Origin of the sequence: Hyphomicrobium methylovorum (assembly GCF_013626205.1) — a bacterium.
Classification (GTDB): Bacteria; Pseudomonadota; Alphaproteobacteria; order Rhizobiales; family Hyphomicrobiaceae; genus Hyphomicrobium_B; species Hyphomicrobium_B methylovorum.
Window position 1 is genome coordinate 619080 of the sequence record NZ_QHJE01000001.1, and the last position, 19256, is coordinate 638335.

Below are 19256 nucleotides of genomic sequence, written 5' to 3' on the forward strand. Positions count from 1 at the left end.
TCGGCCCATGACGTTTTGTGTGCGAAAGGTACGCAGTCGCAAACACTCAAACTTCAACGAGGGGTCAAATCCATGAAAGCCATCGTTCTCGGCATCTGCTTCGTTTCGCTCGCTCTCGGTGCTTGCCGCCGTGAATCGCCTGAGCCTGACTATGCACCGATGAAGCTCGGCGCGACGACCGCTGCTCCTGCAACAGCGGAGCGCTAACTCCGGCGCAGAGATTCAGTCGTATATGTATGTGACCATGAACGTCCGGTCGGCTTTGTTAGAGCCGGCCGGCGGGATTGGGTAACTCGTCTGGCGCGCAGCGAAGACGACATCTTGATTGAGCGACGGATCCTTGGCGCCAGCCAGCAGCCGGACTTCCTGTACGTCTCCGGATTCCGTCAAAAATATTCGAACCGTCACGCGGCCATACGTATTCGTCAGTTGCGGCATCGTCTGCTGTAACGCGCGAATGACGGCACGCGCGAACGCATCATTCAAACCTGATCGCGTTATGCCAGGTGGGCGCTGAAACGCAGCCGAACGCCCCGGATTGAACGAGGGCTCCATCATATCTCTCGGTGTTGAGAGATCCAGCGACGACATGCGCTTCTGCTTTTGCGCGGCCTGTTTTTTAGGCGCGGTTTTCGCAGCTTGTGGCGGCTTCGGCTTAGGCTTCTCCTCGACCTTCAATCCATTCGGATTTTCCGAATCGAGCGTGAAGAGATCTTCCGGAACAGTCTCGGCGGCCTTGTCTTCGGCCTTCGCGACTTGTTCCGCTGGCTTCGCGTCGTCAGGCTTTTCCTGTTCCGCCTTTGTCGGCGTTTCCTCGGCCTTCTCAGGTTCCTGCTTTTCTGGCTCTTTCTGCGGCTCGGGCGGTGGTGGCTCCGGCTGCTCTTTCACCTGCTTCTCAGGCGGCGTCGGTTGCGGCGGCTGAGCTTCTTGCGGCGGGCGCGGTTCAGCTCCAGGCGGCGGCTTCGGCGGCTCGACGGCGGAAGTCTGGCTTTCGAGATCAGCCTCGGTGATCAGCGAAACGCTAAGCGCTTTCTCACTGCCTGATGGATCGCCGATGTACTTTGGTTTGCTCGTGAACGCACCGACGAACGCCGAGCCGTGCAGAAGCAAGGCGCATCCAAGCGCAATCCAAAAATTGCGCTCGCGTTGCGTCGACGCGGCCCAGTGAACGGAGCCAGCGGTCGTCAGGTCGGCAATCTTGTCCATCCCCTCCGGACTCGTATTGACGGCTTGATCCATTTCCAAAGATTACCCGGTTGCCCCATGGCGGGCCAGAAATGATAAACTTTCGTTCTAATAAGTGGCGCAAAATGCTGTGGTTACATTGGGCGTGCGCGCCGACGCCGCGGGTATCGCTTGATTCGCGGCAACTCAAGCGCCCGCTTTTTGATTAGCCCGATAGCATGGCCGGAAAAGGGACATAAGAATGGGGCGCGCACCCTCGCAAAAACCACGTGCAATCAAGGCCCGGCCGGGCAAATCCGGCATCATTCGCGCAGGGATTGGCGGCTGGACGTTCGAGCCCTGGCGCGGGGTTTTCTATCCAGACGGCTTGGCGCACGCCAAGGAACTTCAGTACGCGAGCCGCCAACTCCCCGTCATCGAAGTCAACGGCACCTACTATGGATCGCAGAAGCTTGCGACGTTTGCGAATTGGCGCGAGGAAACGCCTGACGACTTCATCTTCACGGTGAAGGGTCCGCGTTACGCGACGAACCGGCGTGAGCTTTCCGGTGCGGGTGAATCGATCCAGCGCTTCTTCGACTCCGGTGTGACGGAGCTTGGTGCGAAGCTCGGCCCACTTCTTTGGCAATTTGCTCCGACTAAGAAATTCGACGAAGCAGATTTCGGCTCGTTTCTCGATCTGCTCCCGGAGACGTTCAACGGCGTGCGCCTTCGTCATGCGCTGGAGGTTCGCAACCCGTCGTTCTGCACGCCAGAGTTCATAGCTTTGGCGCGGCGTAAGTCTGCTGCGGTGGTTTTCGCCGATCACGCAACGTATCCGGCGATTGCCGACGTCACGAGCGACTTTGTTTACCTGCGATTACAGACAGGCGATGACACCGTGCCGACCGCCTATAAGCCGAAGGCGCTCGACCAATGGGCGGAACGGGCAAAGATATGGGCAAAGGGCGGACAGCCGGACGATCTGCCAGCGGCCGATAAAGACACGCAGGCGAAGAGCGAGCCGCGCGACACGTTCGTATTCTTCATCCACGAAGGCAAGGTGCGCGCACCGAATGCGGCCATGGCGTTTATGAAACGCATCACGGCCGACTGATCCGTATGCCGCTACCGCGCTCTGCGCCAATGGCGCTTGCGGTCATACGATCTGTATGTGTGCGGTCTCGAGAAACGCGTCGGAGGATAGGTGCCGCTCAATGCGCCCCAGCGCTGGAGCATCTCGGCATCGTACTCGCTGACGAGACCGGCACGCGCGTTCGCCCGGGCGTGCTCTACGTCGAAGATCGTATCCGCACGCGCGGACGACACGGCGGCTGTCGCGGTTATCGCCACAATGAAAATACCAGTTCGCAGCATGTGCTTTCCAACTTCACTTCGCTCGGGCAGTTGCTCGGCAGCTAGACATTTTATCTCATCGCGTCCTGCTCCGATTAGCTCGTGCAGCACATGGTGACCGAATAATCGAGAAAACATCAACATTTGCATAACCGAAGCAAATCCGCGCCTCGTGCTTGCCACGTTCCTGCGGCGAATCTGATAGATAGGGAGAATAATTGAGGGTGGAGCGCTTTGGCGTGCCCTTTGACCATAATTAGACGGAGCGCATCATGTCGGACCGGACTCAACTCGCCATCGGCCGTAATTCCATTTCGGTCCCCCGGCTCACAAAACGTGTTGTTGAAGCAGTGTGCGCCACGGCTGTGACCGCCTTCGTGGCACTGGTCATCCTCGTCTTGAACAACGTGCTCACCGGGCGCGGCGGCTGGCTGAACGGCTTTGACGTGTGGCGCGCGTTCATGAGTCAGCCCGCCATCCTTGGAACCATGTTTCTGACGGCGCTGGTTACAACGATATTCCTCGCCTGGCATCGCGACCAGGGATTGAAGCGCTAAAGCTTCCGCGCTGCGCTTTTCCCCGGCGAATACTCCAGGCAACAAAAAAGGCGAGGCCGCAGCCTCGCCTTTTCGCATTTGGAAAGATCAAACGCTCGCGCTCTAGCCCTTCAGCGCGGCGTTGCAGCGGCTGTAGTATCCGCCGCCCTTCTGGATCCACTTCATGCCGCCGTTGCCGTTCGACGCCTTGTTTGCCTTGTACTGATCGAGGCACGTGTGCATACGCGCCTTACCCGCCGACTCCTTGCTGTATTTGGAATCGATCGCCTTCGGGAAGACCGCACCGGACGCGCCAGTCGCCGTCGATTTCGTTGCCGGCTTGTCTTCTGCAGCCGAGGCACCCTCGCCGCATTCCGCCTTGCGGAAGTCATTCCATGACTTGCCGTTCAACGTGCCTGCCGATTTCGCCGACTGGTATTTGGTGCTGCATTCTTTTGCAGTCAGCGCGTAGCCGGGTCCGGCACTGAGGACGGCGGCAGCCGCGAGCGCTATTGCGGATAATGCAAGGCGATTCATTTGAAGCTCTCCTTCGACGGCGCTGACGCTCAGCCGATGATCCTCGGCTTGCGTTGGGATACTCGGACTATGCGGAGCGTGCGTTTCCGCCCGATCCCGCAGTTCAGCTAGGATATAAGCCTCAGCTTTTCCCGCCGTAACACGAAACAATCGTACTTACGAAAAAGTATATGCCGAATTCAACTGTGTTCGCATCGAATTGAGCCGAGGACGGTCGATCGATCTGCTGGGTTCCGAAGCGCGCGTCGCATGCTATCCTTCGGCGCGAGATACCTCCGGGAAGGCCGACACATGCTCACGGCGACTGCACGAGCCGTTCATTTACTATTTTTGGCCATGGCCCTCATGCCTCTTATACCAGCGGTGATCACGCCTCTTGCGGCGTTGCCGTCGCGGGAAGACATCGAGGCGGCACGCACCGCGGTCGCCAAATTGACGCCCTACGACGTCGGGTCGCGCTATGGTCAGGCACTTGGCGCGGAGCAAATTTGTAGCGGCACGAGGGCGACCACAAAGGCCCACGCGCTCGACCTGATCTATACGGAAGCCGACCTGCAAGCGTTCAAAGCCCAGGCTTCGCGGATCTACAATGCTTGGACCAAGATCGAGCACTGCAAGATCGAGGGCGACCCGAACCAGTGCAGAATCGTGGTTGACGAGAGTTGCGCGGCCGCCATTTCGGATGTCGGTCCATCGGGCACGGTGCTGCCGGGTCTGCTGGAAGGGGCGCAGGCTGCGCATTAAGTGCGGGACCGGTTAAGAGCGGGGCCGGTTCTCGGAGGTGAAATTCCCGGCACTCATTTTGATAATACCGATTGTCCGAGAACGATTTCGCCGTTATGGCCCCTCCTTTAAAACTGGAGCGGGCCTATGGCAGATTTTTCGAAGCTCGTGGTGGGCCTCACAGGGTCGGCGAGCGCGCTCGTCACCGAGCAGCGCCTGGCGACGCAAGTCGGCAGCGGCGACGTCCCGGTATTTGCCAGTCCCATGCTCATCGCCCTGATGGAAGGCGCCGCGGTCGACTGCATCGAGGCGCATTTGCCTGAAGGTCATCAAAGTCTCGGCGTGCATCTGGATGTCACACATTCGGCGCCGACACCGCGTGGATTTACAGTTACCGCGACGGCGACGCTGACCGCCATCGATGGACGCAAGCTGACATTCGACGTTAGTGCACATGATGGAACCGAGCGCATCGGAACGGGGCGGCATACGCGTATTCTCGTCGATACGGCCCGGTTCATGGCGAAGCTCGCCGCCAAATCGCTGCCACGCAAATAAGGAAGTTTGTATCCGCTAGGACTCGCGGCGTGTGGCGCGTATGCTGCTCGGCCGTTCATGACCCATCTGGAGCATCCTCTATGCGATCGGCCATGCTTTTCACCGCGGCCGCGGCTGCGCTTCTCTTCTTGGCACCGGTTCCGGCGGCCCAGGCTGCAACGTGTACGGCGAAGGATTTTTCCGATGCTGTCGATCAATCGGGCGCGAGCCTGCGCAATCTGACGCTCGCGGCGCAGCCGAAGATCCAAGAGCGCATGCGCCGCTATAAAGAAGTGAAGAAGCTGAACGACGTTGACTACGAAAACGCCGCGCTTGATGCCATCCAGGATTCGACGCTGACGGAGTACGACAGGAAAAGCAGCGAGCTTTTGATGACGGTCGACTCATTGGGGCGCGTTCCCGAGGGCGCGACGCCGGACTGCTCGAAGCTCGACGAAGTGAAGGCAGCGTCAGCCGAACTCAACGCAGTCATCCGGGCGAAGTCCGAGTACATGCTGCGGCGCCTGGATGAGAAGATCGCGGAGGCTTCGCCCGGTGGTTCTCGGACCGCTGCGAAGCCTGCCGTAACGCCACCACCCGCTCAAGCTCAGGCTCAAATTCAGCCTCCGGCACCAACGCCGGCTCGACCGCCAACGCAGGCTCCTGTCTCCGAAAAAGCTCCGAAGGCTCCGTCTGCTCCTAAGGCTGAAAAACCTGCGCGTCCCTCGCCTGCTTGGACCGCAGATACACACCCGAGTGAAACCAAGCCGGGCGAAGCAAAACCAAACGACGCCTATTCACCGGATCTGGCGATGCGGACGCCCGGCGGCAGCACAAGTCATCCGCCGCTCTCCGAGGATGGGTACACGATCGACGAAATTCGCGATGTGACGCGCGGATTTTTCGGCACGATCTCGACCAACCTCGCCAGCGTGATCGAGCATGCGTTCAAAGAGATGGGCCGACCATCGGCGTACGTTCTTGGCACGGAAGGCGGCGGCGCGTTCTTGGCGGGGCTCCGCTTTGGCAAGGGCACGCTTTACATGCGCAACGAGCGCGGCACGCGGCAGGTCTACTGGCACGGTCCATCCGTCGGAACGGACGTCGGCGCCGCGGGATCGCAGACGCTGTTTCTCATCTATCGCATGGGCAATTCGGGTGATCTCTACCGCTACTTCACCGGCATCGACGGCTCGGCGTATTTCGTCGGCGGCGTCGGCCTGACGCTGCTGAAGGGCGGGCCGGTTATCATGGCGCCGATCCGGACAGGAGTCGGCATGCGGATTGGCGCGAATATCGGCTACATCCGCTTCACCGAGCAGGCGACGTGGAACCCATTCTGATCTGCGATCGCTCCAGATAGCAAAAAGGCCCGGGGTTGTTCCCGGGCCTTTTCAAATTTCGGCGAGATCGGCTCTTTCGCTCAGTTGTTCTGCGCGTAGCCGACGTGCGGACGCTTGTAGACGAGGTCGCCATTGCTGGCGCGATAGACCTTCATGCGCTGGCCGCCGATGAGTGCGTAGCCACCCTTGCGAACCTGGCTCGGCTTGATCTTCACGTACTGCGACTGCCCGTTGTTGTCCCAGGAGCTGCCACCACCAAAGAGCCAACCGCCACCTTGGTTGCTCGCGTATTTGTTCTGCGTTTCGGAGTTGCGGTTCGCGACGGCCGGATTGCTCCAGTTCGGACGACCATGAACGCTGACCTTCGTTGCGCGCATGCCGTGGCTCTGAACGAGATTGTAGAACGTGCGAGCGTTCGACGGGGCAAGGCGAATGCATCCGTGCGATGCCGGACGGCCAAGCGAGCGAAGGTGCACTGTGCCGTGGATCGCGATGCCGCCATGGATGAACACCGAATGCGGCATCGGAGCGTTATCGTATTTGCGCGAGAACCACGATTTCGCGGTCCACTGCGGATAGAACGTTCCCGTCGGGGTCGCGTGAGCGGCAACACCGGATGAGATCGGCCACGTATATTGCGTCTGACCGTTAACCTTCACCGACATCGTTTGCGTGGCGAGGTTGATGTTTGCAATCAGCGTCGGATGCGGGCGGGGCTGCGGCTTAGGCGCTTCCGCCTTTTCTGTGGCTCCCGTGTCGGAAGCATCTGCAGGGCTGGACGCCGTTGACGACGATTCCGAGACGCTGCCTGCTGGTGTTTCGGCTTGATCGTTCTCGGCAAACGCCGGAGCTGCAAGTGCGATAGCTAACGACGCTACCGCTAAAAACCGTACAGGCCACATCAGAAACTCTCCCTACGCAATACACCGGTCAATCTGGATACCACATAATATGCCGAATGATGCTGAACCCTTAATGCGATGCGAAAAAACTGGGATGTCGCGGTACGATTCCGCAACGCTTCATTTCTGCATGGTTTCAGCGTTGAATTGGAATTTACTCATATGCCGCCGCACGCGGACCGTGCGTGCACGGAAAAATGCTACAATATCAATTGCCGAATAGAAGATCGAAGATCGTTTTCGGCTTCGCATACCGCCTTTGGCGCTCGCTGGCGGCACTATCATAGCGGCGCTGGCTCGGTGCCGAATTCGCGGTGGCGACTGCAACGCGCCGAAGCTGGTATTCGTCAGTCACGCCATCCACGCTCGCGACTTGTAGATGGTCGCCTTCCCACGTCCAGGTTGCAATCCGGTCGCCTTGGCGATTTGGCTGGATTGCCAGGACTTTATTCCCGTTGATGTCGATGATCGCCGCAAGCTCGGTTTCCTCGAAGCCGTTTTTCACAGCCACCCGCCCGCCTGAGAACCGCAGGATGCCGTATCCAGAGTATGGCGCTGCCTTAATTTCCCACTCGAGGAGCTTCGGCGCGCCTTCGCCGATCATTTCCAGCGGTACGCGAATGAGCGGATAATCGTCCGCTACGGCGAAGTAGTCTTTGCCGCGCACGTAGACATGCCACTTGGCGATGTCGAGATCCGGTTGCGGCTTGCTTTCCCCATCATCAGTCGGCGCACCGAGCCGCTTGAGCGCGTCAGCGGCGAACTGCCAACCGGGTTTGGTTTCGAGTACGCGCCGCAAATTCGTAATTGCGACGTCAGCCTGTCCGCTTGCTTCGGCGATCTCGCCTTCGGCCCACAACGCCTCTGGCGATTTGGGATCGAGCTTGATAGCCGTCTCAACGTCTTTGCTGCCGATGTCCGGCTGACCGTTCTGCTTGTAGACGACCGCGCGGAATGCGTAGGCGACCGGCGAACGCGGATCGAGTTCGATTGCGCGATTGAGATCGGCGTAAGCATCGTCCGGAGCTTCGGCGCGGCCGTTGGCAAGGCCTCGGCCTTCGAAAGCAGCGCTGGATTTCGGATCGAGTTCGATAGCGTGGGAGAAGTCCTTCAACGCGGAGGCCGTGTTGCCCGCCAGCAGATATGCGTAGCCGCGCACGACGTAGAGTTCTTGGTTGTTCACGTCGAACGCTACCGCGCGTGAAAGGTCTTCGATTGCCTCGTCACGCTGACCGATCGTCATGCGGGCTTCGGCACGATTGCGGTAAGCGGATGCGAAGCGCGTATCGGCGCTGACCGCGCGAGAGAAATCGCGAATGGCGGAGTGCGGTTTGCCGACGGACAAGTACGCGATGCCTCGGCCCGAAAGCGGCGGCGCGCTTGCCGGCATAAGCTCAATTGCCTTGCTGAAGTCCGCGAGCGCTTCAGCCGTATGGCCTAGCTTCATATTTGCATTGCCGCGATTGGAGTACGCTGCCGCGTAACCTGGAGCGAGAAGAACGGCCCGGTCAAAATCCTTGACCGCCTCGCCAAGCTGGCCCAGCGCGAGCAGCAGGTTGCCTCGATTGTTGTAGGCAACGGGATACTCGGGAAAAAGTTCGACGGCGCGATTGTAGTCTTCGAGCGCAAGCTTGGTTTGGCCGCTGCGCGCGATGGCAACACCACGGTCGTTCAGGATCGTCGCGCGTCGGTCGTTGGCGAGACCGGTGTCGCGCAGGGCGTCCGTGTAAGTGGCGATCGCCTTCGCTACGTCGCCATGCACGAGTTGGGAGGCACCGTCCGAGACGGATGGCGGCACCGGCGCTGCTTCGGCATCACCCGGCGTGTCTGCGGCCTGGCCCATCAGGGCACATGACAGCAGAACAATCGGCGCAATGTGTTTCAATCGGATCGACAATGTCATCGGTATCGCGGACGCGTTCCTTGTACGGGCACCCGAGTCGCCCGCGGCGAGGTTAACGTGCCATTGTGGCCTGCTCCTGAGCAATGGCGAAAACTGCCCCTGCCCCATGATTGGAGCGGTTTGACGTGAGAATTTGGCCAGCCTAGCCTTCGGCATGGCGCTTCGGATTTCGCAATGAATCTCTGGATACGGCTGTTATGGGTCCTATTCACGGCACGTCGACGGGGCGTGCTCGATTTGCCACGCTCGATCTCATCGCTGTACTTCCGTGTCTGGCCGCATGATCTGGACCTCTCGCTCCATTTGAACAACGGCCGCTATCTGACTCTGATGGATCTCGGCCGCCTGGATACCATGGTGCGATCCAGCCTTTGGCGCAGTGTGATGCGCCATAAGTGGACGCCAATCGCCAGCGCCATCACGATCCGCTTTCAACGCGAGCTTCGACCGTTTCAACGGTTCCGGCTCGACACCCGGCTGCTGTGCTGGAGCGCAAATCTTGTCGTGATGGAGCAGACATTCATCATCGCGGACGGTCCGCGTCGTGGCCAGGTTGCTGCACGGGCGCTCTTCAAAGGCGGGCTCTATTCGCGCGCCGAACGCAAGTTTATCGAGATCTCGCGCCTGATGGCGGAAATTGGCGTTTCGGAAACGAGCCCTCCGGCGACGCCCGAAGTCGAAGCGTTCTTGCACGCCGACGATCAATTGAAGCAGGCCGGACGCGTTTAGAACGCAACTACTCGGACACGCCATCTTTGAGGGCGCGTAAAGCCTCCGGCATGATCTCGGGAATATCCTCGGCGATGAGGCCCGTACCAAAGCGACGGGCGCAATCACCGTGTAGCCAGACCGCTGCACATGCCGCTTCGAAGGCCGACATATGCTGAGCCAGAAGTCCGAGCACGAACCCGGCGAGCACGTCTCCCGATCCCGCAGTCGCGAGTGTTGGCGGCGCGTTGGAATTGATCGCTGCCCGGCCGTCCGGCGCGGCGATGACGGTATCGCTTCCCTTCAAGATGACGATCGCTCCGGACTGAGCCGCGGCAGCACGTGCGCGATCGAGCTTTGACCCTTCCAGATCGCCGAACAGCCTTTTGAACTCGCCTTCGTGCGGTGTCATGATGACTGGCTCTGCGCGTCCCTTAATCGCCTCGAACAGTGCGGCGGGGGTAGCTGCGCTTTCGGTCGCCCGGTGCAGAAATCCAATATTCGCTTCGCTGTCTGCATTGCCGGAGGAGAATGACGTCAAGGCTCCGGCATCGAGGACTGCCGCTGCTTGAGATTTCAAGATCGTCAGCACATCGCCTGCGGTATCGGCACCTACAGGCGCGCCCGGGCCGACCAGCACAGCGTTTCGACGCTTGTCGGAAAGGAACTCCTTTAGGGCCGCCGATCCGTTGACGGGATAAACCATGATGGCGGTAAGCTGCGTTGCGTTCATCGCCGTTGCTGCGGAAGTCCCGATGACGGTCACGACGCCCGCCCCGACGCGAAGCGCGCCGCGTGCGCTCAGGCGTGCGGCACCCGTCTGATGCGGCGGGCCCGACAGAACGACGGCGTGACCGCGGTCATATTTGTGGCCACCGTCTTCGAGCTGGGGCAATTCGGAAAGCCAACCTGCGGGCGTGTTCTCGCGAATGCCGGACTTGATCTCGCCAAGCACGCTCTCCGGGATTCCGATCTGTGCCACGGTGACGTGACCGCAGAACGCGCGGCCTGGCATCAGAACGTGGCCCGGCTTCTTTCGGAAAAATGTGATTGTTCGCTTTGCTTTGATGCACGGGATCGAAACTTGCCCGGTCGATCCGTCCAAGCCGCTTGGAACATCAACGGAGAGAACCGGAATGCCGCTTGCGTTGACGGCCTCGATCAAGTCCGCAGCCGCGCCTTCGGGTCCGCGCGAGAGGCCTGCGCCGAATATCGCGTCGATCACGAGACTCATGCTTTGAAGCGCGTCTTCCGTTGCGGGACGGAGTGGAAGGAGCCAACGCCGCGCCATTTCAGCCGCGTCGCCTTTCAACGCTGATCGCTCACCCAACAGCGATACGCGCACATCGAAATTCTTTTCACTCAGATAGCGCGCCGCCACGAAGCCGTCGCCGCCGTTGTTGCCCGGCCCGCACAGGATTGCGATGCGGGCGTTCGGCCTGCCGCGCAACATCTGGATTGCCGCTTCGGCAACTGCCGCTCCGGCGCTTTCCATCAGCTTCAGACTTGGCACTCCGGCCGCGATCGCGAGCCTGTCGGCTTCCGCCATCTCGGATGTCGTCAGCAAGTCGTCCAAGTCGGTCATTTCATCGGGCTCCGGTTCGGGTTCGGATCATGCCGTAGTCGGCACAACATCCGAGAGTGGGGTTTGTTAGATGTGCCGCCTAAAAAACAGTCAAGGCGCACAATTTTTAATCTTTTCGGCTAAGCAGAGCCTGTCGTCGAATTGCTGGATTTTCTCCAATACTTTGAATTTGCGTGATAAATTCACCAACCTCGAAACTGGCACGCGGTCTGCTAACCGTAGGCGCGTGGGCACGGCGCGGGTCGCCGACGACATCAGTCCATGACCTCTCAAGGGGCGAAAATGAAGAAGATCGAAGCGATTATTAAGCCCTTCAAACTCGATGAAGTGAAGGAAGCGCTGCAGGAAATCGGTTTGCAGGGCATCACGGTGATCGAAGCGAAGGGCTTCGGCCGCCAGAAAGGCCACACGGAACTCTATCGCGGCGCGGAGTATGTGGTCGACTTTCTTCCGAAGGTGAAGATCGAAGTCGTGTTGAACGACGACATGCTCGACAAAGCCGTTGAGGCAATCCAAAAGGCTGCGAAAACCGGCCGTATCGGCGACGGCAAGATTTTTATTTCGACAATCGAGGACGCCATCCGCATCCGCACGGGCGAATCCGGTCGCGACGCTATCTGAACCGCAAACCCGCAGCGGCCGCTCACACCGAGACCGGCGCTGCGGCTTGCATGAGAACCCAACCAATTATTTGAGACCAGGGGAGTATCTATGAAGACCGCAAGTGACGTCCTGAATTACATCAAGGACAAGGAAGCCAAGTTCGTGGATTTCCGGTTCTCGGATACACGAGGAAAGATGCAGCACGTCACTGCCGACGTGAGCTGCGTCGATGAATCCATTTTCGTCGACGGCTACGCCTTCGATGGCTCTTCGATCGCTGGCTGGAAGACGATCGAAGCTTCCGACATGACGCTGATGCCGGATCCGTCCTCCGCCCATATCGATCCGTTCTTCGCTCAGACGACCGTTGCGATTTTCTGCGACGTGCTAGAGCCGTCGACCGGACAGCCTTACGAGCGCGATCCGCGTTCGATCGCGAAGAAGGCAGAGGCATACATGATGTCTCTCGGCCTCGGCGATAAAGTGTACTTTGGCCCGGAAGCCGAGTTCTTCATTTTTGATGACGTGCGCTTTTCGACCGACATGTACTCGACTGGCTTCAAGGTGAACTCCGGCGAGCTTCCGACGAACACGTCGACCGAAATGGAGATGGGCAACCTTGGTCACCGTCCGCGCGTCAAGGGCGGTTACTTCCCTGTTCCGCCGATCGACAGCGCGCAGGACATTCGCTCCGAAATGCTTTCCGTTCTTACGGAAATGGGCGTCGTTGTCGAGAAGCATCACCATGAAGTTGCGGCCGCTCAGCATGAGCTGGGCGTGAAGTTCGGCCCGATGATCACGATGGCCGACCACATGCAGATCTATAAGTATGTGGTTCACAACGTTTCGCAGGCGTACGGAAAAACGGCGACGTTCATGCCGAAGCCGGTCTTTGGCGACAACGGTTCGGGCATGCACGTTCACCAGTCGATCTGGAAGGACGGCCAGCCGATGTTCGCTGGCGACAAGTATGCCGACCTCTCGCAGATGTGCCTGTACTATATCGGCGGCATCCTGAAGCACGCGAAGGCGATCAACGCTTTCACCAACCCGCTGACGAACTCGTACAAGCGTCTGGTGCCTGGCTATGAGGCTCCGGTTCTGCTCGCATACTCCGCGCGCAACCGGTCTGCATCGTGCCGCATCCCGCACGTCACCAATCCGAAGGCGAAGCGCGTTGAAGTCCGGTTCCCCGATCCGGGCGCGAACCCCTACCTCGCCTTCACGGCATTGCTGATGGCTGGCCTCGACGGCATCCAGAACAAGATCGATCCCGGCCCGGCGATGGACAAGAACCTTTACGATCTTCCGCCGGCTGAGCTTGCTAAAATTCCGACCGTGGCAGGTTCGCTGCGCGAGGCTCTCGACGGCCTCGACAAGGATCGCTCGTTCTTGAAGGCTGGCGGCGTCATGAACGACGACATGATCGACGCTTACATCGCGCTGCGTATGGAAGAGAACATGCGCTACGAGATGACGCCGCATCCGGTCGAGTACGATATGTACTATTCCGTCTAACGGCGGATCGACGTTTCAAACGATCAGAGGCGGTCCCGGTTGGGGCCGCCTTTTTTCGTGGGCTGACCCGGCGGCCGCGATCTCAATAGTAGAAGAGCACCACGGCGCAGATTGCGATCAGCACGTAGTAAAAAAACTGGCGTTCGCGGACAAGGAACCACGTCACGGCACGACGCGGGATGTCGGCCCAGTTGTATCGTCCGAGCAAGCCGAGCGATAAGCCCAGTACCAACCCGATCATTACCGAATTGAATTCGAGTGCGCCGGTTATGCCTTTGAGGCTCTCGGGCGCGAATCCGGTGAGCCACGGCATAAGCGCGATCAGCGCGGCGGCAGACACGGCGCCGAAAGCCAGGACGGAGAAGAACGACAGAACAGGTCGCATGCGAGCACCTTGCACCTAGTGAGCGGCACCCTCCTCCGACGGACGAGGAGCGCCGACCTTTGCAAGCTACAGCGACACCGCAAACATTCTGTTAACCAAGGTTCTGCCCGTTGCGCGAGCCAGCGTGAATGTCTCGCCGGTTGATGAATTCGGCGATGAGGACAGCCGCCAAGCCAACAAGCATCAATCCGATCATCGTCGTGACGAAGCCCGTGACTGGAGAGAACGTCATAGCCAAGCCTGCCGCGAGCGGTCCGACAATTGCGCCTGCCTGGTACATCACGAGGAAGATCGCATTGGCAGCTGCAAGGGCTCCGGCGTCGACCCGCTCACCGATCACCGCGAGTCCGAGCGTATAAAAGCCCAGAACAACGCCGCCGAGCAGGAACACCAAAACCTGCGCCGTCGGCAGCGTTTTTAGCCCCTCCGGCATCACGAACACGAGGAAGACAAAGGCGGCCGCAAGCGCAACTGTCATTGCGATGCGCGAGATCTTGTCCGAGAGCCAGCCGATCGCGAACTGAAGGATCACGCCACCAATCGTCAACGTCGTCAGCAATGCGAGGGCTTCGTCATGAGATCGCCCGGCGGCGATCGCCACGTTCGGGATCAACGAGAGGTTTGTGATTTCGGCAAATCCGCCGATGAAGCCCGATGCCATTGCCGCGGGAACGAGGCGCACGACCGCCATCGGATTGCGCGTAACATCATGATGAAACTCTGGCGCAAGCTTGCGCGCGAGGAAGATCGGCAGGCTTGACGCTGCTGTCACAATTGCAGCCGTGGCGAAGGGCCAGAGTCCGTTCAAGCCAAATTCCTGCAAAAGAACCGGCCCGATCGAGAAGCCAAGAAAGAACGCCATGGCGTAAAGCGCGATCACACGGCCGCGCGTCGCTTCCTCGGAGACCGAGTTGATCCATGTCTCGCCCGCCAGCCACGGCAGCGCAAAGCCAAGGCTCATCAGGAAGCGTATGCCGAGCCACGCCCACGGTGATTGAAAAAGATAAAGCGCAAGAAAGCCCAGTGCACCGCAAATGCAGCCCGTCAGAATTGCGGCGACCGGACCGACTTTCGTTATGAAGCGCGGACCGAAAGGCAAAGCGAACATGATCGCGATCGGAGGAATGGCTCCGGCGAGGCCGATCATCCAGTTTGCTTGCTGCCAGGCTTCGAACGTCAGCGATGTCAGCGGAAAGCCGATGCCGAATGACAGGCCGACGCCGAACGACGTCGAAATCACAGCGGCAAGGCTTTTGTGACGCTGCAGCCAGGTAAGCTGCCGCGTATCTGCAGTTGCGGTCATTTCATTCCCATACCGGCGGATTGATGCAGTGTCTCAGGATTTTCCGCGACACAGTGGCCGGACTTTTTACGGCTTTATCCGCGAACTGAGCGGAGAGCCTTCGGCAGTTCCTCAGCCAAGATATCCAGCTCCGGATCAATACCACATGAAATCCGTATGCAGTGATCAAGGCCGGGAGCAGCCGGCTTGCGGACAAAGATATCTCGTTCAAGAAGCGCCTTGAGCAGACGCTCGGCGAAGATGGCGTCTTTCCCACTGTCGACGGCGACGAAGTTCGTTGCCGAGGGCAGCGGCGTCAAACCGTTATCGCTTGCGATGGCGCTGATGCGCGTGCGGGCGGCTGCGATGCGCGAGAGAGCCTCGCTCAAGTAAACTTGGTCCCGCAGAGCGGCGAGTGCACCAAGCTGGCCGACGCGATTGATGCCGTAGTGGTTTCTGACTTTGTCGAACGCTTCGATGAGGCTCGGCTCGGCGACAGCATAACCGATGCGCGCGCCTGCGAGGCCATAAGCCTTCGAGAAAGTGCGCAGGCGGAGCACCTGAGGATTGGCGCAGTCAATCGCGGGAACCGAAGCGGGCGGCGCGGTATCGCAATACGCTTCATCGAGGACGAGTAGTGTGTTTGCAGGAAGGGCCGCGATGAACGCGTCGAGATCCGATGCGCTCCAGCAACTGGCCATCGGGTTGTTGGGATTGGAAACATAGATCAGCTTCGCGGACGTCGCTTTGGCAACGTCGATCAGGCGCGGAATGTCTTCGCGGAATTCCCGCATCGGCACCAATTGCAGTGCGCCACCGTGGGCCCGCACATGGAAATTGAATGTCGGATATGCGCCGTCGCTCGTAACGACTGCGTCTCCCGGGCTGAGGAAAAGCATACACGTCAGCCCCAGCAGGCCATCTATGCCTTCGCCAATCACAACGCAGTCGCGCGAGACACCGTGAAAATCGGCGATCGCCGCGCGCAAGTCGGCGTTCTCTGGATCTGAGTATTTCCAGTTTTCTCCGGCCGCTTCGCGCATGACCGAGATCGCATTTGGCGACGGGCCGAAACTGCTTTCGTTGGCGCCAAGGCGAGCACGGAACGGGCGTCCCCGCGCGCGCTCCATCGCGTCCGGACCGACGAATGGCACAAGCTTGGGAAGGGCCGCGATAATGGGCGTGAACGGCGGTCGGGACATGGATGGTTTCTGCCGCTTCAGATCAGGCCGAGATCGGCGAGCGTTTTTTTCATTTCCGTCGGCATCATCGATATCTGATTTTTCCGGCCGGGCTTCAAGTCGGGCGGAGCGTCGGCCGCGTCGAGATAGCGCCAGCCCTGAAATGCCCGGCGCGGCGTTGGGCGTACCGGAATGAGTTCGCGTGCAAGCAGCAAAAGACAGCACGGTGAACCGTCATCCTTCTTGCCGGGCTCAAGACCGACGAGTTTCTGGCGCACGAGGATCGTTCCGCGAATGACCCAATAGAGCGATCCGCCGTCGAGCAACTCGTCGCGGCGCTTCGGCGCTTGGAACGTTGGATGAAACGCGCACGATTTACCCTCGTGCGTCTTCGTCTGGCGTTTTTGTGCCTGCCATGCGGCCAAGTCTTCGATGGAATCGGCGCCCGCGCAGAGCTTCACGAGATTGAGGGTCATGGCCCTTTTGTGCTCCTACGTCCGGGAAACGGCAACTCGGCTGTCCACAGCCTCGAGCTTACGGTTTCTCGGTGCAGGTTCCTGCGTATTGGGCGAACATCGGCTGGCCGAACAACCCGAAGTGGCGAGAATGAACAGCCGGAAATTCGCCGGTTGCGGGGTCGCGGTCATAGATCGTGGTGAGGTTCAGGAAGCCCTCGTTGACCACTTCAAGGAAGTGATTGGCGTTGAGTGCGCGCACGATCTTGAGGGTGTTTGCGGATTTTCCATCGAGCACGAGCGTCGCCGACTGCTTTTCGAGATCGACGTTACCGATTTCAAACTTGAGTTCGGATGGCGGCGACGACGCGAACTTTCCTCCTTCGTAGGACCAGGAAAATCCCGCTTTGAAATCGCAGGCGTAGTGCGCGGGCGATTTCTCTTCGTCGGCGGCAGCAGCCGTCGCGTATATCGCACCGAGGCAGAGCACCAGCGCTACGCGCATCATCGCCATTGAATGTCTTCCTCTGAAACCGACGAAAGCCCAGCCCGACCACACCCTGTCCGACCTTACCACGCTCGTATTCAAAACGAACATCGGAGACAAGACCGACACGATGCGGCAGGCGCTACTGCCAGCAAACGCTGAGTTTGCCATGGCGTTGCCCTGAAATCGTGTTGGAAAACCGCCCTTTGCTACCAAGAGGCCCTTATGCGTCACAGCTCCGTCCTACACCCGGCTATCGCGGCAGTCGCCCTGCTCCTGGCACTCGGCGCTGGCGCACTGTTTCACGTACCGAGTGCCCTGGCTGCCAAAGCAAAGGGCGGAACTGGGCGGCAGGCACCGCTCGACGAAAGCAAGATGACGTGCAAGCAGCTTTCGGGGCGGATTCAGCTTCTCATCCTGCAACTGCGCGGACACGAAACGCGACAGCAGTCGTCCAGTCTGTCGCGCGGGATGCAATCGGCTGCGTCGACGATCGGCGCTACTGCGACAGGGTCAGATCCAAGCGGACAACAGGCGAGCGATCTCAATCGGCTGCAGAGCTATAATCAACGCCTCGCATCCATGGGGTGCAAAAGCTACAATCTCGAACAAGAATTGAAACAGACCGATCCGATGCAATCGCCCTCGGCGACGGTTCCGCCTCCGAAGAAGGCGAAATCGAGCAAACCGTAGAGGCCGGTCAAGCCCCCGCCTATTGCGCGCATGCTTTTGCCACGCAGTCGGGATTGCATGCGCTGTCGCATCGGCTGACGGTCGCGATATTTGTCTGTAGACTGCCGCCATGAGCGAACGAGAGACACTTGACGGCGGCGCGACGCGCGGTCCGACCCGATTTCCCTGGCCCCCAGTTCTGTTGATCGGAGCCGTCGCGGCAGCGATGACGCTGACAACCAGCTATCCGCTGCCTTGGCCTGGAATGGACGACTCGCCTGCGCACTGGGTTGGCCTCGGCTTCGGCGCTCTGGGCATTCTTCTGGCGGGGTTTGGCATCTGGGCGCTCATGAGAGCCGGAACGACAGTCCTGCCGGACGTGGCCGCGACCCACCTCGTCACGTCTGGCCCATATGTACGTTTTCGCAATCCAATCTATCTCGGTGAAGTTCTGATCCTGCTGGGCACGGCTGAGATCACGAAATCGATCTGGTTCGTCGTTGCCGGACTCGTTTTCGCTGTTCTCATAACCGTGCTTCAGATCATTCCCGAAGAACGCCATCTCGAAGAGACCTTCGGCGAGGCTTACCTCGACTACAAATCGCGTTCTCGTCGCTGGATCTGACGCAGCAAGCCATGAGCACCGATTATGCGGAAAAGGAGCGAGAGTTCGTTGCTGGTCTCCATGAGGATACCGGCCGTGATCTCGCTGCGTGGATGGCTGCGATTTCAGCAAGCGGACATAATGAGCGCAATGCGATCATCGACTGGCTGCGCCATCAGGGCTTTCAGTTCGCGTGGGCTTCGTGGCTGGAACGCATTCACTACAATGGCGGACGGCTGATTTATGCTGACGCGACGGGGAACGGGCTGCCGAGGGATCGGCCGGTTCGCGCAGGCGCTGTCGTCGATGATGAACCCCCGCGCCGGGAGCGGCTGCAGCCTACTCACGTCCCGACCGCATCGCAGGTGACGGCAGCGCAGCCGACGTCCGGAGACGGCGTTGCTGAACTGCTGGCGACCGCAAAAGGGTTGAGGCCGCTTGCCGATCTTATTCTGCGAGAGGTCCGCCAGACCGTTCCCGACGTAATGATCTCCGTTAAGGGTCCGCTCGTCATCATGGCGGCACCGACGGCCTTCGCGGCGCTGTTTCCGCAGCCTAAAATGCTTCGGCTATTTGGCCGTTTCGGACCGGCCGGCGCTGGCCGTGTGACTTCCGCCGATTTGGTTATGAAGGCGCCGGCGCCTTTTCCTGAAATGCTCGCGCTCGACGACGCGCGGAGCGTCGACAGTGATTTCCGGCAATTGATCCTGGCCGCAGCGGGCCGGTAGACTGAGACGGCCGGGACGGTCGCGGCTGCCGCAATTGCGGTGATCAT

The 19256-nt window shown here is 59.8% G+C and carries 23 protein-coding genes; 12 read left to right on the forward strand and 11 right to left on the reverse strand.

The genetic code is table 11. The annotated features are described in order from the left end of the window. Window positions 1-72: 72 nt before the first annotated feature. On the forward strand, window positions 73-207 hold the full coding sequence (locus DLM45_RS16595) for a hypothetical protein (RefSeq protein ID WP_281365422.1): 135 nt from the start codon (window positions 73-75) through the stop codon (window positions 205-207). A 15-nt stretch (window positions 208-222) separates the two neighbouring features. Here DLM45_RS16595 and DLM45_RS03200 read toward each other — a convergent pair whose 3' ends face one another. Next, a complete protein-coding gene (locus DLM45_RS03200) occupies window positions 223-1239 on the reverse strand; it encodes an energy transducer TonB family protein (RefSeq protein ID WP_246317126.1) in 1017 nt (338 codons plus the stop codon). 187 nt (window positions 1240-1426) lie between these two features. Here DLM45_RS03200 and DLM45_RS03205 point away from each other — a divergent pair, with 187 nt between their 5' ends. Then, window positions 1427-2281, forward strand: a complete 855-nt coding sequence (locus DLM45_RS03205) for a DUF72 domain-containing protein (protein WP_181335545.1) — start codon at window positions 1427-1429, stop codon at window positions 2279-2281. Window positions 2282-2292: 11 nt separating this feature from the next. On the opposite strand, the gene DLM45_RS03210 is transcribed toward DLM45_RS03205, so the two are convergent. Beyond that, window positions 2293-2541 (reverse strand): MDR/zinc-dependent alcohol dehydrogenase-like family protein, encoded by a 249-nt coding sequence (locus tag DLM45_RS03210; protein WP_181335546.1) that lies wholly within the window; start codon window positions 2539-2541, stop codon window positions 2293-2295. Between the two features lie 251 nt (window positions 2542-2792). On the opposite strand from DLM45_RS03210, the gene DLM45_RS03215 reads away from it, so the two are divergent. Further along, entirely contained in the window at window positions 2793-3077 is a 285-nt protein-coding gene (locus DLM45_RS03215; RefSeq protein WP_181335547.1) for a hypothetical protein, read from the forward strand. A 102-nt stretch (window positions 3078-3179) separates the two neighbouring features. Here DLM45_RS03215 and DLM45_RS03220 read toward each other — a convergent pair whose 3' ends face one another. Next, entirely contained in the window at window positions 3180-3593 is a 414-nt protein-coding gene (locus tag DLM45_RS03220; protein ID WP_181335548.1) for a hypothetical protein, read from the reverse strand. A 345-nt stretch (window positions 3594-3938) separates the two neighbouring features. Here DLM45_RS03220 and DLM45_RS03225 point away from each other — a divergent pair, with 345 nt between their 5' ends. The 3 genes from DLM45_RS03225 to DLM45_RS03235 all read left to right on the forward strand — a co-directional run bounded on the left by DLM45_RS03225 (window position 3939) and on the right by DLM45_RS03235 (window position 6196). After that, window positions 3939-4337: a hypothetical protein gene (locus DLM45_RS03225; protein ID WP_181335549.1), complete on the forward strand. Its 399-nt coding sequence runs from the start codon at window positions 3939-3941 to the stop codon at window positions 4335-4337. A 126-nt stretch (window positions 4338-4463) separates the two neighbouring features. Then, window positions 4464-4874: a thioesterase family protein gene (locus DLM45_RS03230; RefSeq protein ID WP_181335550.1), complete on the forward strand. Its 411-nt coding sequence runs from the start codon at window positions 4464-4466 to the stop codon at window positions 4872-4874. An 80-nt stretch (window positions 4875-4954) separates the two neighbouring features. Then, the gene (locus tag DLM45_RS03235; RefSeq protein ID WP_181335551.1) at window positions 4955-6196 is read left to right on the forward strand and encodes a DUF1134 domain-containing protein; all 1242 of its coding nucleotides are present in this window, start codon (window positions 4955-4957) and stop codon (window positions 6194-6196) included. A gap of 80 nt (window positions 6197-6276) precedes the next feature. On the opposite strand, the gene DLM45_RS03240 is transcribed toward DLM45_RS03235, so the two are convergent. Both DLM45_RS03240 and DLM45_RS03245 read right to left on the reverse strand, forming a co-directional pair. Further along, on the reverse strand, window positions 6277-7098 hold the full coding sequence (locus tag DLM45_RS03240; protein WP_181335552.1) for a L,D-transpeptidase: 822 nt from the start codon (window positions 7096-7098) through the stop codon (window positions 6277-6279). A gap of 208 nt (window positions 7099-7306) precedes the next feature. After that, window positions 7307-9001, reverse strand: a complete 1695-nt coding sequence (locus DLM45_RS03245; protein ID WP_246317128.1) for a tetratricopeptide repeat protein — start codon at window positions 8999-9001, stop codon at window positions 7307-7309. Window positions 9002-9175: 174 nt separating this feature from the next. Here DLM45_RS03245 and DLM45_RS03250 point away from each other — a divergent pair, with 174 nt between their 5' ends. Then, window positions 9176-9730 carry a thioesterase family protein gene (locus DLM45_RS03250; RefSeq protein ID WP_181335553.1) on the forward strand — a complete coding sequence of 185 codons (555 nt, stop codon included), beginning with the start codon at window positions 9176-9178 and terminating at the stop codon, window positions 9728-9730. A 7-nt stretch (window positions 9731-9737) separates the two neighbouring features. Here DLM45_RS03250 and DLM45_RS03255 read toward each other — a convergent pair whose 3' ends face one another. Next, window positions 9738-11294 (reverse strand): NAD(P)H-hydrate dehydratase, encoded by a 1557-nt coding sequence (locus tag DLM45_RS03255; RefSeq protein ID WP_181335554.1) that lies wholly within the window; start codon window positions 11292-11294, stop codon window positions 9738-9740. A gap of 282 nt (window positions 11295-11576) precedes the next feature. Here DLM45_RS03255 and DLM45_RS03260 point away from each other — a divergent pair, with 282 nt between their 5' ends. Together DLM45_RS03260 and glnA are read left to right on the forward strand one after the other, a co-directional pair. Continuing rightward, on the forward strand, window positions 11577-11915 hold the full coding sequence (locus DLM45_RS03260; RefSeq protein WP_181338165.1) for a P-II family nitrogen regulator: 339 nt from the start codon (window positions 11577-11579) through the stop codon (window positions 11913-11915). Between the two features lie 90 nt (window positions 11916-12005). Further along, window positions 12006-13415, forward strand: coding sequence for a type I glutamate--ammonia ligase (gene glnA / locus DLM45_RS03265; protein ID WP_181335555.1), 1410 nt, complete (start codon window positions 12006-12008; stop codon window positions 13413-13415). An 82-nt stretch (window positions 13416-13497) separates the two neighbouring features. Here the strand turns inward: glnA and DLM45_RS03270 are convergent, their stop codons facing one another. From DLM45_RS03270 to DLM45_RS03290, 5 genes are all read right to left on the reverse strand, one after another. Beyond that, window positions 13498-13800 (reverse strand): hypothetical protein, encoded by a 303-nt coding sequence (locus DLM45_RS03270; protein ID WP_181335556.1) that lies wholly within the window; start codon window positions 13798-13800, stop codon window positions 13498-13500. Between the two features lie 91 nt (window positions 13801-13891). After that, window positions 13892-15103 (reverse strand): MFS transporter, encoded by a 1212-nt coding sequence (locus DLM45_RS03275; RefSeq protein WP_181335557.1) that lies wholly within the window; start codon window positions 15101-15103, stop codon window positions 13892-13894. 74 nt (window positions 15104-15177) lie between these two features. Beyond that, complete coding sequence (locus tag DLM45_RS03280; protein ID WP_181335558.1) at window positions 15178-16284, reverse strand: pyridoxal phosphate-dependent aminotransferase; 1107 nt, start codon at window positions 16282-16284, stop codon at window positions 15178-15180. Window positions 16285-16301: 17 nt separating this feature from the next. Beyond that, window positions 16302-16739 carry a DUF1489 family protein gene (locus tag DLM45_RS03285; RefSeq protein WP_181335559.1) on the reverse strand — a complete coding sequence of 146 codons (438 nt, stop codon included), beginning with the start codon at window positions 16737-16739 and terminating at the stop codon, window positions 16302-16304. 58 nt (window positions 16740-16797) lie between these two features. Further along, on the reverse strand, window positions 16798-17232 hold the full coding sequence (locus tag DLM45_RS03290) for a hypothetical protein (protein WP_181335560.1): 435 nt from the start codon (window positions 17230-17232) through the stop codon (window positions 16798-16800). 198 nt (window positions 17233-17430) lie between these two features. Between DLM45_RS03290 and DLM45_RS03295 the strand changes: the two genes are divergently transcribed. The 3 genes from DLM45_RS03295 to DLM45_RS03305 all read left to right on the forward strand — a co-directional run bounded on the left by DLM45_RS03295 (window position 17431) and on the right by DLM45_RS03305 (window position 19209). Further along, window positions 17431-17898 (forward strand): hypothetical protein, encoded by a 468-nt coding sequence (locus DLM45_RS03295; RefSeq protein ID WP_181335561.1) that lies wholly within the window; start codon window positions 17431-17433, stop codon window positions 17896-17898. Window positions 17899-18007: 109 nt separating this feature from the next. Then, window positions 18008-18502 carry a methyltransferase family protein gene (locus DLM45_RS03300; RefSeq protein ID WP_181335563.1) on the forward strand — a complete coding sequence of 165 codons (495 nt, stop codon included), beginning with the start codon at window positions 18008-18010 and terminating at the stop codon, window positions 18500-18502. 11 nt (window positions 18503-18513) lie between these two features. Beyond that, the gene (locus DLM45_RS03305) at window positions 18514-19209 is read left to right on the forward strand and encodes a hypothetical protein (RefSeq protein WP_181335564.1); all 696 of its coding nucleotides are present in this window, start codon (window positions 18514-18516) and stop codon (window positions 19207-19209) included. Window positions 19210-19256: the final 47 nt, after the last annotated feature.

Excerpts from the sequence above, each read along its gene's own strand:
- DLM45_RS03220 (WP_181335548.1), bottom strand. The coding sequence starts at position 3,593 with ATGAATCGCCTTGCATTATCCGCAATAGCGCTCGCGGCTGCCGCCGTC.
- DLM45_RS03245 (WP_246317128.1), bottom strand. The coding sequence starts at position 9,001 with ATGACATTGTCGATCCGATTGAAACACATTGCGCCGATTGTTCTGCTG.
- DLM45_RS03215 (WP_181335547.1), top strand. The coding sequence starts at position 2,793 with ATGTCGGACCGGACTCAACTCGCCATCGGCCGTAATTCCATTTCGGTC.
- glnA (WP_181335555.1), top strand. The coding sequence starts at position 12,006 with ATGAAGACCGCAAGTGACGTCCTGAATTACATCAAGGACAAGGAAGCC.
- DLM45_RS03285 (WP_181335559.1), bottom strand. The coding sequence starts at position 16,739 with ATGACCCTCAATCTCGTGAAGCTCTGCGCGGGCGCCGATTCCATCGAA.
- DLM45_RS03260 (WP_181338165.1), top strand. The coding sequence starts at position 11,577 with ATGAAGAAGATCGAAGCGATTATTAAGCCCTTCAAACTCGATGAAGTG.
- DLM45_RS03200 (WP_246317126.1), bottom strand. The coding sequence starts at position 1,239 with ATGGATCAAGCCGTCAATACGAGTCCGGAGGGGATGGACAAGATTGCC.
- DLM45_RS03275 (WP_181335557.1), bottom strand. The coding sequence starts at position 15,103 with ATGACCGCAACTGCAGATACGCGGCAGCTTACCTGGCTGCAGCGTCAC.
- DLM45_RS03295 (WP_181335561.1), top strand. The coding sequence starts at position 17,431 with ATGCGTCACAGCTCCGTCCTACACCCGGCTATCGCGGCAGTCGCCCTG.
- DLM45_RS03305 (WP_181335564.1), top strand. The coding sequence starts at position 18,514 with ATGAGCACCGATTATGCGGAAAAGGAGCGAGAGTTCGTTGCTGGTCTC.
- DLM45_RS03250 (WP_181335553.1), top strand. The coding sequence starts at position 9,176 with ATGAATCTCTGGATACGGCTGTTATGGGTCCTATTCACGGCACGTCGA.
- DLM45_RS03255 (WP_181335554.1), bottom strand. The coding sequence starts at position 11,294 with ATGACCGACTTGGACGACTTGCTGACGACATCCGAGATGGCGGAAGCC.
- DLM45_RS16595 (WP_281365422.1), top strand. The coding sequence starts at position 73 with ATGAAAGCCATCGTTCTCGGCATCTGCTTCGTTTCGCTCGCTCTCGGT.
- DLM45_RS03230 (WP_181335550.1), top strand. The coding sequence starts at position 4,464 with ATGGCAGATTTTTCGAAGCTCGTGGTGGGCCTCACAGGGTCGGCGAGC.
- DLM45_RS03225 (WP_181335549.1), top strand. The coding sequence starts at position 3,939 with ATGCCTCTTATACCAGCGGTGATCACGCCTCTTGCGGCGTTGCCGTCG.
- DLM45_RS03270 (WP_181335556.1), bottom strand. The coding sequence starts at position 13,800 with ATGCGACCTGTTCTGTCGTTCTTCTCCGTCCTGGCTTTCGGCGCCGTG.
- DLM45_RS03210 (WP_181335546.1), bottom strand. The coding sequence starts at position 2,541 with ATGCTGCGAACTGGTATTTTCATTGTGGCGATAACCGCGACAGCCGCC.
- DLM45_RS03290 (WP_181335560.1), bottom strand. The coding sequence starts at position 17,232 with ATGGCGATGATGCGCGTAGCGCTGGTGCTCTGCCTCGGTGCGATATAC.
- DLM45_RS03205 (WP_181335545.1), top strand. The coding sequence starts at position 1,427 with ATGGGGCGCGCACCCTCGCAAAAACCACGTGCAATCAAGGCCCGGCCG.
- DLM45_RS03235 (WP_181335551.1), top strand. The coding sequence starts at position 4,955 with ATGCGATCGGCCATGCTTTTCACCGCGGCCGCGGCTGCGCTTCTCTTC.
- DLM45_RS03240 (WP_181335552.1), bottom strand. The coding sequence starts at position 7,098 with ATGTGGCCTGTACGGTTTTTAGCGGTAGCGTCGTTAGCTATCGCACTT.
- DLM45_RS03280 (WP_181335558.1), bottom strand. The coding sequence starts at position 16,284 with ATGTCCCGACCGCCGTTCACGCCCATTATCGCGGCCCTTCCCAAGCTT.
- DLM45_RS03300 (WP_181335563.1), top strand. The coding sequence starts at position 18,008 with ATGAGCGAACGAGAGACACTTGACGGCGGCGCGACGCGCGGTCCGACC.